The organism is Rheinheimera sp. (assembly GCF_037442345.1).
GTDB lineage: Bacteria > Pseudomonadota > Gammaproteobacteria > Enterobacterales > Alteromonadaceae > Pararheinheimera.
In genome coordinates, this window is record NZ_JBBIQL010000027.1 from 13,945 (window position 1) to 26,601 (window position 12,657).

At 54.5% G+C, this 12,657-nt stretch carries 9 protein-coding genes; 2 read left to right on the forward strand and 7 right to left on the reverse strand.

Translation table 11 applies throughout. From position 1 onward, the window contains the following. Positions 1-38 precede the first annotated feature (38 nt). Positions 39-2,375 (forward strand): family 20 glycosylhydrolase, encoded by a 2,337-nt coding sequence (locus tag WKJ04_RS15560; protein ID WP_337881249.1) that lies wholly within the window; start codon positions 39-41, stop codon positions 2,373-2,375. On the opposite strand, the gene WKJ04_RS15565 is transcribed toward WKJ04_RS15560, so the two are convergent. The 4 genes from WKJ04_RS15565 to WKJ04_RS15580 are packed head-to-tail and all read right to left on the reverse strand — an operon-like array spanning position 2,367 to position 6,609. Beyond that, on the reverse strand, positions 2,367-3,839 hold the full coding sequence (locus WKJ04_RS15565) for a M81 family metallopeptidase (protein WP_337881250.1): 1,473 nt from the start codon (positions 3,837-3,839) through the stop codon (positions 2,367-2,369). The genes WKJ04_RS15560 and WKJ04_RS15565 overlap by 9 nt on opposite strands. 9 nt (positions 3,840-3,848) lie before the next feature. After that, positions 3,849-5,342 (reverse strand): sodium:solute symporter family protein, encoded by a 1,494-nt coding sequence (locus WKJ04_RS15570; RefSeq protein WP_337881251.1) that lies wholly within the window; start codon positions 5,340-5,342, stop codon positions 3,849-3,851. Between the two features lies 1 nt (position 5,343). After that, positions 5,344-5,736: a RidA family protein gene (locus WKJ04_RS15575; protein ID WP_337881252.1), complete on the reverse strand. Its 393-nt coding sequence runs from the start codon at positions 5,734-5,736 to the stop codon at positions 5,344-5,346. 9 nt (positions 5,737-5,745) lie between these two features. After that, complete coding sequence (locus WKJ04_RS15580) at positions 5,746-6,609, reverse strand: MurR/RpiR family transcriptional regulator (RefSeq protein ID WP_337843316.1); 864 nt, start codon at positions 6,607-6,609, stop codon at positions 5,746-5,748. A 171-nt stretch (positions 6,610-6,780) separates the two neighbouring features. On the opposite strand from WKJ04_RS15580, the gene WKJ04_RS15585 reads away from it, so the two are divergent. Next, positions 6,781-8,001 (forward strand): alanine racemase, encoded by a 1,221-nt coding sequence (locus WKJ04_RS15585; protein ID WP_337881253.1) that lies wholly within the window; start codon positions 6,781-6,783, stop codon positions 7,999-8,001. A 75-nt stretch (positions 8,002-8,076) separates the two neighbouring features. Here WKJ04_RS15585 and WKJ04_RS15590 read toward each other — a convergent pair whose 3' ends face one another. The 3 genes from WKJ04_RS15590 to WKJ04_RS15600 form a co-directional block, all read right to left on the reverse strand. Next, positions 8,077-10,374, reverse strand: coding sequence for an acyl-CoA dehydrogenase (locus WKJ04_RS15590; protein ID WP_337881254.1), 2,298 nt, complete (start codon positions 10,372-10,374; stop codon positions 8,077-8,079). A 21-nt stretch (positions 10,375-10,395) separates the two neighbouring features. Further along, positions 10,396-11,037 (reverse strand): TetR/AcrR family transcriptional regulator, encoded by a 642-nt coding sequence (locus WKJ04_RS15595; protein WP_337843319.1) that lies wholly within the window; start codon positions 11,035-11,037, stop codon positions 10,396-10,398. 205 nt (positions 11,038-11,242) lie between these two features. Next, a complete protein-coding gene (locus tag WKJ04_RS15600) occupies positions 11,243-12,586 on the reverse strand; it encodes a DUF2252 family protein (protein ID WP_337881255.1) in 1,344 nt (447 codons plus the stop codon). Positions 12,587-12,657 lie beyond the last annotated feature (71 nt).

Below are 12,657 nucleotides of genomic sequence, written 5' to 3' on the forward strand. Positions count from 1 at the left end.
CTGTTATGCACTCATTTGCCTTTGTCTTGTTTGGGCTGATGCTGTCGGTCCCTGTCACTGCTGAACCTTTGCCACTAATTCCAGCACCTGTGCAGCTTCAACAGCAGCCCGGCGTTTTTGTGTTTCCTGCCCGGCTGGCCACCTCGGTGCCAGCCGATGCGGTACTGTTAAAAACCCAACTCAAGCTTTTTGTTCAGCGCAATCAACTGAGCAGCACGCTGAGTTACGTCTCTCCCGAACAGGCACAACTCAGGTTTGACTGGCTGGAACCTCAGCCGGCTTCGCTCAGCAATGCGGCAACGAAAAACCGGGGCGCTTATCAGCTTCAGATCAAGCCGGAGCAGATCCGGGTATTGGCCTCTGACGAGGACGGCTTTTTTTATGCGTTACAGAGCCTGCAACAACTGGTGCAGCGCCCAACCAGACAAGTGACCCAGGTACCGGCCCTGACGATCACCGACTACCCCCGTTTTGCCTGGCGCGGTTTATTGCTGGACAGCGCCCGTCAGTTTCTGCCTTTGCCACTGCTGAAACGGCAGCTGGATTTGATGGCGTCAGTCAAACTCAATGTGCTGCATTTGCATCTGACCGACGATCAGGGCTGGCGTTTTGAATCAAAAAAATTTCCACTGCTGCAACAACGAGGAGGCCGGGACGGTTTTTACAGCCAGACCGAATTAACAGAGCTGGTCGATTACGCCAGGCAACGGGCCATTCGCCTTGTGCCGGAAATCGACTTGCCGGGGCATACCACGGCTCTGGGGCTGGCCTATCCGCATCTGATGGCCGCACCAGCTCCCACCCGCGCCGAAACCCATTGGGGTGTGCACAAAGCAGTGCTGGACCCCAGCAATGAACAGGTTTATCAGTTTTTGGAACAGCTGCTGGCCGAAGTGGCCAGTGTGTTTCCGGACAGTCATCTGCACATAGGCGGCGACGAGGTGTTACCGGATCATTGGTTGGCCAGTCCGTCTATCCGTGCTTTTATGCAGCAGCATCAGCTGGAAAATGCCGCTGCTTTGCAGGCTTATTTCAACCGCCGTGTGCACCAAATCCTCAGGAAACTGGGAAAAACCATGATTGGCTGGGATGAAGTGATAGACCATCCCTTGCCCACAGAGGTGACAGTGCAATCCTGGCGTGGTACAGAATCCTTGTACCACGCCGCCAATCTGGGCCATCCGGCTATCCTGTCAACCGGTTATTACCTCGATCAGCCACAAAGTGCCGCTTATCATTACAGAACAGACCCGCTGCCTGCCACAGTGCAGCTGCCCGACCCGGCCAGTATTCGCCACTGGTCAGAATATAGCTTTGAGTTTCCCCGCAAACGCGGCTCGCCAGTCACTGGCCGGTTGCTGCTGCTTGAACTGCACAGCAAACCAATGCAGGCCCTGCTGAATTTTGACGGCAAACCGCTGATCCAGGCTCAGCTCAGCCATTTGGCGGATGGTCAGGTGGCGCTGACGTTTGACAGCTGGATGGGACCGGTCCGCGCTGAACTGGCGTTGTCGGAGCGTCTGACAGGCCAGTTTGTGGTAGGCAATGCCCCTTATCAGGCCAGCGGTCAGCGTATGACAGCCAACAGCAGCACTGCCCTGCCTGCGGGCTTTAGCCCCAGTCAGTTATCCGGGCAGGCCGCAGGCAAAGTACTGGGCGGAGAAATTGCGTTATGGAGCGAACTCATTACGCCTGAATTGATTGATATCCGCTTATGGCCCAATGCCATCGCTGTCGCAGAACGCTTATGGTCAGCACAAAGTGTGCAGGATGAGGCCTTTTTCTATCAGCGTCAGTCGCACTGGTTAGAATGGGCTGAACGCTACAACAGTCTGCAACTGCAGCAACAGCAACAGGATGGCTTCAGCCGTCTGGTGCCAGCCAAAGATCTGAACGCCTTGGCTCTGCTGGCACAAACCCTGGAGCCAGCCCACTATTACCACAGGTTGCATGAAAAATCGGTGGCAGGCCGCTATTACCGCCAGCCTTTGCAGCAACTGGTGGATTTTTTACCGGCGGAACAGCAGCAGTTAAGGCAATTTGAACAGCAGCTGCAACGCTGGTTGCAAAACCCCAGGCCTGAGCTGCAGGCCGAATTGCTGCAGCAACTGACGCAGTGGCAACAAGCAGCCACTCAGCTTGAGCAAATCCAGGGTCTGGAATTTGCACCTCTGGTGTTGCAGATAAAAGCGCTAAGCCAAATGGCAATTCAATGGCTGCACCAACTCAGCGGGCAGCAGCCGTTTTCAGCTGAGCAGCTGCAGCTCGCTGAAAAACAATTGCAGCAGGCTGCGCAAATACAGCAGGAAATGGTGATAGCGCTGCACCGCCCCATCCAGTTATTGTTCAGGCAAGCGCAGCGCCATTCAGGTTAAATCAAAAGGTGCCGGATGGCGCGGCCAGACAGGCCGCTGCAACTTGTGGTATTGGTTCGTCACCGGGTTACTGGGGTATGGCGCTCCGGCGTCTACATACATGATCTTGCCCGCGATCCCGACAAATCCCTGGTAGAAATGGTTGGTGGACTTAATCAGCAGCACCCGGTAGCTCAGCGGGTCCAGCCCAAGCGCCCTGAACAGGCTGGGGTCAAAAGACTGGCATCTGTTGCTGTTTAAAATCAGATCGATGCCATCAAAACGGATCAAGGCACAATCGCCCATCGGCACCAGGCTGCCGGCAAACTCCTGTTGTGCATTCTGTTTCAGCCGTACAACTTTGACCCGTTTATCGACAGGAGCGCCGGCGCTTGCGCAGCTTTTGCCCCCAAAACGCAATTCAATGTCCGCGCCTTCACCGGCGGCCTGACATAAACGCACCGCCATCGGGTCCCATAAAGTCCCCACCGCAACACCGGATACCTGCTGGCGGATCAGCTCGTGCAAAATCAGGGTGCCATCGCCGGCCACCCCGCCGCCCGGGTTGTCCCAGACATCGGCCAGCACCACAGGGCCAGCCTGGACGCTTTGGTCCTGCAAGTGCTGCAACGCGTCGGGAATGGTGTAAAACTGTGGCAAGGTGCGGCCACGAAATGAAAACAGTTCCAGCCCCAGCTGCTGAGCCAAAGCAGCCCCCAGCTCTGGTGCATTGTCGGTGATCACCAGCAACTTAGCGCCCATATCCGGCACGTCACCGGCCATAAAACCATGGATCACCGAAACAGATAACACTGGCGCCTGCTGCTCCAGTTGCATCAACTTATGTACAAAAGACTTCATCGGCTCATGGCTGGTTGGAAAGACGTCAATCATCCGGCAATCAAAGCTGCTCATGACAGGCCGGATGTCCCCTTTCACCGCCCGCACGGCAAGCTGCAGCAATTCCTCTGCGCGCTGCATAAAGTCAAGATGCGGAAACTCTTTAAACGCAATTAACAAATCGGCCTGCTGCTGGCGCAGAGCGGTCAGATGGCTGTGTGGATCCAGCGTGGCCGCCACTATGGCGGTTGGCCCAACCAACAGACGCACCCGTTGCAGCAAATCCCCTTCACAGTCGTCATAGCCCTGCGCCACCATAGCGCCATGCAGACCCAGCATCACCAGATCCACCGGCAAAGCGGCCTGTAATTGCAGCAAAATTTCATCCCGCAACTGCTCATAAGCCGCCCGGTTTAATAAACCACCGGGTTCGGCCCAGGTGCAGGTGCCTTCAATCAGCGTCACTTCTGTTGGGTGCAAGGCGGCATAATCACGGCAGGCCACCAGCGGCGCACTGCATAAAGTCGGCGTGGCAGGGTGTTCCCCCGGTGCTGCATAAAAGCTTTGATAAAACGACTGCAGATCGGTGTACATCGGCGAAAAGGTATTGGTTTCTGTGGCTAAGGACGCCGTAAAAATTCGCATAAATCCCCGTCAGGATAACTTTGGATCAGAACTGGTGAATAAGGCGTTATCACCACCTACTGTGCTGTTGGTGGGTGCGGCTTGCTGCTGTATTTGTTGCAGCGCCTGCTGCCGGTTCAGACCGGGTTTAGTGCAGAGGCTGACCAGCACGGCAGCCATGCAGGCGACAGCTAAAGCCGGCATACAGGGGTTGCCCCATAAATTCAGCCAGTCAGGCTGGCTTAACACAGACAATGAAGTGCCCACAGCCGCCAGCAAAGCCGCCACAGCGCCTTGCCAGGTCAGCCGATGCCAGAAACGTCCCAGCACAGCCACCACACAAAGTCCGGACATCAGGGTGGCAATCATGGCGGTGATATAACCGACCAGGTTATTCGACAACAGCGCCAGCGCAAAAGCCGACACCGAGACCAGCAATACGGCCAGCCGCGACACCCAGACCGCCTTCTGGCCCTGCAATGGCGACCGGCCCACCCCTTGCTGCAAGTCATGCATAATGACAGTGACAGCCGCAATGGAGTCTGAACTGGCGGATGAAAGCGTGGCCGACAGCCCGGCCAGCAGTACCAGCATGGCGGCCACAGCAGGCAGCACCAAGACCGCGACAGAAGTAAAGGCGAATTGCGGATTCGTCAGTTCAGGCAACAGCAGGCGGGCGCTGACGCCTATTAAAGCCGGTAAAAACGCGAACCCCAGATATAAACAGCCGGCAAACAAAAATGAGCGGCGTACGCTCTGCACAGAGCGGCCTGAATAAATACGCTGGCGGAAAGACGGGGTGGCCAGCACGCCAACAGCCACAGCAACGGCTAATGAGACAGCCGCCAAACCAGGTAACGGCTTAAACAGATGCTGCTGACTGGCCTGCTGCCAGAACTGTGTCAGTGACTGCCAGCCGCCGCTGGCCTGCACAGCACTGTAGCCCATAACTAAAAAGCCACTGAATAGAATCAACGCCATCAGGCTGTCAGTCCAGATCACGGCTTTATAACCGCCTATGGCAACATAAATGGTAAAAGCTAAAGTGATCAAAAGTTTGGCGCTTAGCATATCAAGCCCTGTCATCCAGGACAGATACAAAGCCCCACCAATAATATGCGCGCCTAACCACCCCAGCGACGCAAGGAAAATAAGCACGGCACTGCCTTGTTTCACCCAACGGCTGGCGCCTGTGTAATAACTCAGCTCTTCACTCATGGTGGAAAACTTTAAATCCCGTACCTGGGCAAAGCAGCAGGCCAGCAGCAAAATGCCCAAAGCCCCGCCCACTCCGTACATCATACCGGTCCAGCCATGACCGTAGGCGTAGCCCACCGCTCCCATACTGGTGCCCGTGCCAATCATGGTGGCTATGGTGGTGCCAAAAGTCAGGCCCCCACTGACTTTCCGGCCCGCCAGTAAAAAATCGTCCTGGCTGCGCTGACCGCGGGAAACCCAGACACTGAGTGCTGTCATCAGCAGCAGGTAACCACCAAATCCGGCCAGAAAATACAGCGGGTTCATCTCAGGCCCGGTCTGCGCGGTAACAGGTCAGGTCGACTTCCACTTTGCAGTCAACCACCAGATCCGTCACAGCACAAATACGGGCTGGCGGCGCGTCAGCAAAAAACTCGCGGAACACCTGATTAAAGCTGGAGAAATAACGGGCGTCTGTTAAATACACTTTGACATGCACGACGTCATTCAGGCGATAACCGGCCAGCTGCATAATGTCGACACAGTTTTGAATGGCAAGGCGGGACTGTTCGACAATACCGCCTTCCACCACTTCACCATCCCGCATCGGCGTCTGGCCCGACACATACAACCATCCGCCGGCCTCTACCGCTTTGGCAAAAGGCAGTCTCTGCCCGCCAGTGCCTTTGCTTTCATCCACACCGTAGCGTTTAATCGTCATGACTTTTCCTTAATCCCCCAATGGCTGACGCTCATCACCGCCACGGCTGCTGTCGAGCGACAACTTGACCCGCCGCAATTTGTCGCGTGACTTGCGTTTGTTCTGTTTGGCCACTTCGGTGGCCAACACATCAATCACCGCCAGCATGGCGTAACGGGATGCCGAAGGTTTGTAGATAAAATCGGTTTCCGGTGCCTGCAGGCCCAGTACGATGTCGGCATTTTTGGCCAAAGCAGAATCAGGTTTGGTAATGGCGATCACTTTGGCGCCGTAGTGCCGGGCCATCGCCGCTGAATCAATAATTTCACCTGTATTCCCAGTCAGTGAAATGGCGACCATCACATCCTGTGGTTCGACGGACGCAGCCACCATCCGTGTCAGCAAACCATCCTGATAACTGCAGACCGGCATACCAAAGCGGAACAGCCGGTACTGCAATTCCTGCGACCCAATGGAGGAACCGCCCCCCATGCCGATACAAAAGATCATCCGGGCATTGAGCAGATAACTGACCGCCTGGCGGATATCCGCCTCCACCAGCAATTTACGGCTTAAATCCAGCGTATTTTTAATGGCTTCGTACACACCATGAATGCCATCCAAATCGGCCGGCTCTTCCACGAAACGCTGCCCCACGGCCAGCGACTGTGCCAGCTTCACTTTCAGTTGCCGCACATCTTTGCAATCCACTGTACGGGCAAAGCGGGTAACAGTGGCCTGACTGACACCGGCATGCTCAGCCAAGAGTGCAATGCTCATTTCAGTGGCCGCTTTTACATTGTCGAGGATCAACTGCGCCACCCGCTGTTCCGACTCACTCATTTCAACAAAACGTTCAGATATACGTGACAGCACATCAATTTCATAGGTCATAACGTCAACAGCCCAAGTTACAATGTCACATGAAAAAACTAACATAAAATCAAAAAACAAAGATACTTTGTACCATAAAGCTCAAAATGTAAATATCTACACTGCCTGATTACAATGCTTTACACTAAAACCCTGCCACCAGGCCCGGCTGACATCAGAAGGAAAAATGTTATGAAGTACCAAAAAATCTTCGAAAAATCCGGCTCCCCTTTTCCGCCTTCTGCCAAAGCCAATGTGCTGCGGGAATCGTTGTGCCTGCCAGCGGCAGTGCTGAAAAAAACACAGCTGGAGCAAAATATCCGCTGGATGAACAGTTTTGCCGCCGCTCATCAGGTGCAGCTGGCACCACACTGCAAAACCGCCATGATGCCAGCATTGATGCAACAACTGCTCAGATCCGGTGTCTGGGGCCTGACCGTCGCCACCGCTTATCAGGCACAAGTTGCCGCCGAACAAGGCGCAACACGCATTCTGCTGGCCAACCAACTGACGGGTGCCGCCAATATGGCCGTCATTGCCCGCCTGCTGGCGCAGGGCATTGAGGTCTTTGTTTGTCTGGACCACAGCTCCCAACTCAGGCAATTGGATCAGTTTTTTGCCTCTGAAGGGCTGGTATTGCCGGTGCTGATTGAACTGGGCGTTGCCGGCGGACGCTGTGGCTGTCGCAGCCCGGAGCAGGCACTGCAACTGGCTGCTGAGCTGCAGCACTCCCCCGCTTTGCAGCTGGCAGGTATTGAGTTTTATGAAGGCGTGATCAAAGGCGACAACAGCGAACAGCAAATTCGCCAGTTCTGCCGCAGCGCAGCGGCGTTACTGCAGCAGTTACGCCAGAGCGGTGCGCTTACTGCACCAAGAGCAGTGTTAACTGGCGCCGGCTCAGTCTGGTATGACGTGGTGGCCGAAGAATTTCAGCGTACCGGGTTGTCCGACAGCACCGATTTGCTGCTGCGTCCCGGCTGTTACATCAGCCTGGATGTTGGCATTTATCAGCAAAGCCAGCAGCAGGTAGTACAGCGCAGCAGCACCGCCTGCATGCAAAACGGCGCCTTGCAAAATGCGCTGGAAATCGCCTGTTATGTGCAGTCAGTACCAGAGCCTGGTTTTGCCGTGCTGAACCTGGGAAAACGTGACGCCGCTTTTGATGCAGGCCTGCCCCTGGTGCTGGCACAGTACCGGGATGGTCAGTTGCTGACCCGGCCTGATACAGCGAATCCACTCAGCAAAATGATGGACCAGCATGCGTTCTGGCATTTTGGTGAACTGGACGTGCACGTGGGGGATTTACTGCTACTCGGCACCTCCCATCCCTGCCTGACCTTTGATAAATGGCGGCAAATCTGGTTGGTCGATGACGACTACAATCTGCTCGAAGCATTGCCGACCTGTTTTTAACCGCGACAGCGTCAACAGAACAGCAAAAAAAGCCCGCCATAAGGCGGGCTTGGTGTTCAGGTTAAAAGTCAGGGCTTAGATAGCGTTGTCAGACAACACACCTGGCTTAAAGCTGTCCACGCTGATGGACTCAAACCGCAGTTTATTCATCACCCGCAGTTGTTGTGCTTCGTCGCTGCTGATCACACTGGCTTCCAGCGCTTTTTCAATCAGAATATCCATCGGCAGTTTGCGGGCAATAGTGCCTTGCTTCTGTGCCGCGTAGATTTTCTTCATCACAGGCTGCGCTTCGTGCACCGCCATAAAGGCCGATTCCATTAAACCTGTCGGGTCGTTTTCACCTTCACCGATAAAGCACAGGTGAGTCAGGCGGTCACGGATCACCCCAGGTTTCAGCAGGGCGTCACAGATATCCTGTGCCGTTTCATCGGCCGGCATTTTGTAGCCAATACCAAAAGGGAACACCAGGGTCTTCAGTACACGCGCCACCACACGGCTTGGGAAGTTCTGTAAGAAACCATCCAGCGCTTTGCCAATTTCAAACAGGTTACGTTCTACGGCGTAACGCACGAAAGGCAAATCAGCGACCTGACGGCCATTGTCTTCATAGAACTTCAGCACAGCGGACGCGATATACAGGTGGCTTAATACGTCACCTAAACGGGCTGACAGCATTTCCTTGCGTTTTAAATCGCCTCCCAGCATCAGCATGGAGAAATCAGCGCACAAAGCCAAAGCACGGCTCATGCGGCTTAATTGCTTGTAGTACTTAGCCGTTTCGCCAGCCACCGGGCTTGAATTAAAGGCACCGGCAGTTAAGCCCTGGAACAGCGCGCCAAAGGTGTTGCCCATGGCAAAACCAATATGCTTCATCAGCAGGCTGTCGAATTGTTTTAAGCCTTCTTCCGCATTCGGATTAGCGGCGGCTTCCAGTTCCTGCAATACGTACGGGTGGCAACGCGTAGCGCCCTGACCGAAGATCATCAGGTTACGGGTCAGAATGTTGGCCCCTTCCACTGTGATGGAAATGGGCATGCCCATGTAACCGTGCGCCAGGTAGTTTTTCGGACCCACCTGAATAGCGCGGCCTGAGTGAATATCAAAGGCGTCGTTCAGCAGGGTGCGCGACATTTCGGTCATATGGAACTTGGCAATAGCCGTCACCACCGACGGGCTCAGGTTCAGATCAATGGCACCTGCCGTCATCACCCGCATGGCTTCCAGGCTGTAGGTGTAAGCACCAATACGGCCCAGTGCTTCCTGCACGCCTTCAAATTTACCAATCGACATACCGAACTGCTGACGGACATAGGAATAAGCGCCTGTCATCCGGGTGGCTAAATGGCCCGTGGCGGTCGCCAGTGCCGGCAGTGAAATACCACGGCCTGCGGACAGACATTCCACCAGCATACGCCAGCCACGACCGGCGTAATCCGGACCACCGATAATCCAGTCCAGCGGAATAAACACGTCTTTACCGTAGGTGGTGCCGTTCATAAAAGCCATATTCATCGGGAAGTGACGGTCGCCAATTTCCACGCCCTGATGGCTGGTTGGGATCAGCGCACAGGTAATGCCCAGCTCCGTCTTTTCACCCAGCAGGTTGTCCGGGTCGTACAGTTTAAAGGCCAGGCCCAGTACAGTGGCCACAGGCGCCAGCGTAATGTAACGCTTGTCCCAGTTCAGCCGGATCCCGACCACTTCTTTGCCTTCGAACTCACCTTTACAGACCACGCCGGTATCCGGAATACCGCCGGCGTCTGAACCCGCTTCCGGGCCAGTCAGCGCAAAACAAGGCACTTCTTTACCGGCTGCCAGACCAGGTAACCAACGGTCTTTCTGTTCCTGGGTACCGTAATGCATTAACAGCTCACCCGGGCCTAAGGAGTTGGGCACCATAATGGTCACAGCGGCCGTTAAGCTGCGGGTGGCAATGCGCGACACAATAGTGGAGTTGGCAATGGCAGAGAATTCACGGCCGCCATAGCTCTTTGGAATAATCATCGCAAAGAAACCGTTGCCTTTGATATAGCTCCAGACTTCAGCAGGCAGGTCGCGTTGTTCCTGCACAATCTTGTAGTCATCCAGCATTTTCAGCAGGGTTTCGACTTCATTGTCCATAAAGGCCTGCTCTTCAGCCGACAACTCCGCTTTTGGAATGGCGTGCAGCTTGTGCCAGTCGGGTTTGCCCTTAAACAACTCGCCGTCCCACCACACATCGCCCGCTTCCATCGCCTCACGTTCGGTGTCCGACAGCGGCGGCAGGATCTTTTTAAACACAGCAAAAATAGGCTTGGTAACGAGGTTACGCCGGATATCGGCCACACCCAGCACCACAATCAGTGCGACCAGTAGCAGGATCACAATGGACATAAGTTTTATCCTTCCGCGAGCTTAGTTAGGGTTTAAAGGTGAGGCAATACCAGCAGCCAGGTATGGGATCAGCCGCTGGATCACGCCTTCAATTTCTACGTTTTCATTAAAATCTGCTGCAGCAATTTCCTGCAACGCCTGGTTGGACGCCATGGTAAACACGATGGTGCCCAACGAAAAATGCAGCCGCCAGAAAATTTCACTGGCTGGTAACTGTGGACAGGCCTGTTGCACCAGCAGCACAAATTTATCCAGCACCCGGCCGTGATGATGGTTAAAAAACCAGCGCAAATGGCCTTGCACGTCGGTGTAGCCGCGCCCCAGCAACTGCAGAAAAATTCGCGTGCCCTGCGGCTTGACGGTATTGAGTTCCAGCAAAGGTTTAACAAACACTGTCAGCACCGTATGCAGATCATGGGCTTTGGTCTGGGCCAATAACCGGCTGAACTCCTGATCCAACCTTGGCATCAGCACCGACAAATACCGCTGCAACACCGACTGGATCAGCTCTTTTTTTGAACCAAAATGATAGTTCACCGCTGCCAGATTCACTTCCGCTTCGCTGGTGATCTGCCGCAATGAGGTATCGGCAAAACCACTGCCTGCAAACAGCTGCTCCGCCGCATCAAGAATTTTTTGTTGGGTATTGAGTTTCGCCGACATGCAAACACCAGATTAAAACACCTGTTTGAAATGTACGTTTGAAACCAGGCACTGTCAAGCCGCCAAAACGCAAAAAAGCGCTTCTGGTCGGACTTGTTTTGATGTTGTGGAAAAATCAGCCGCTGTCGCCGTCACGGCACAATAAAACCTTGCTTAAAAAACAACAAAGGAGCCGGGTGGCTCCTTTGTGCTGGCCACTGACTCGTTAAGTGGCCTGGTCCAACAGCTGCTGCAACAGCTTGCAATCGTCCGCCTGCTGTCTGGCATAAGCCAGGCAACTGTCAATCAGCTCCTCGCCTGCCTGTTCCAGGCTATCCACTACGGCCTGTTCAAAGCGGAATGAACGCCGGTCTCCCCTGCTATGACAGAGCGCCAGCGCCTGACCACAGGCCGTGGCGTAATCGGCCAACTGTGTTGCGACATCTTTTGCGGCCAGACAAACGGTTTCCGGGTCCACATCCACATTGGCGTGGTGCAACGAACGTACTAAAAAATGGGCGCCGTTAAAATAATGTTCATCCAGCACTAAGTCTGGCCGGCGCTGCATCTGACGCTGACAGTCCACTGTTAAATGGGCGGCATTCAGCCGGTTAACCGGGCTGAGCTCAGGGAAATGATGCAAAGGGGCCGCATCCCGCTGCTGCTTGGCTTCCACCACATGGCACAAACTAAAGTCATCCGCGTTTTCGATACGCTCTGGGCCAACCAGAAAATAATAACGCTGCATATTCAACGAACCTGTGCCTGCGCCCTGCCGTGTCACCAGATCCAGGATGCTGTCGTTCAGATAGGGCCTGAAACTATGACTGACCGCCTGGTACTCCTCTGCCGGTAAGCGGGTAAATTTACGGGCATCCTGCTTAAATTGCAGCGGCTGCACCGACAGATCAGCCAGCTTCGCCAAAGTACTTTTACGCAAAAAGTCTTCGCCTTTGGCTGAGCGTTTAATGGCCTTTTTCAGCAGAGGCTTTAACACATGAGATTTGGGGAAATCGTCCAGCGCACTGTAACGCAGCTCAGGCTCCGCCAAAATGGCTTTGCACTGCTGGCGATAGGCTTTTAAGAATGCCCGCAGCGCGGCTGCAGCGTCAGATTCTGTCGCCGCTGCCAGCCCTTCAAGGTCCACCCCTTCGTCATTCGGGTAAGCACCACTGAGCACACCACGGCAGTAGTCCGCGGCCAGCAACACACTGACCATAAAACGGCTGAGATCCCAGCCAGCCATGCCAACACAGGCATCGTCAAAATCATTGGGTGCAAAAATCACCCTGTCACCGCTGGAACCTTCTTCGGTAAAAAAACCAAAATTCGACAGATGGCAATCGCCCACCACAGTGGTCAGAGGCCAGTGCTGTATTGCCTCTGGTAATGCCAAAACACCGGATTTAATATCCAGATAAAACAGGCCCGCACTGCCCCGTAAAAAACGAAACGGCTGCTGCGCCATTTTCTGGTGTTTCGCCAGTGCAGGTCGCTGCGCCGGATCGGCCTGATCCGTTCTTACTAACTCAGCGCGAACCACTGCGCTGCGGGATACTGTCTTTGCCATCTTCACCTCCTGTAAAAGTACGGCTTTATCCTAGCGCCAGTGATGAACAGACACCATTAAACTTTGTAAGC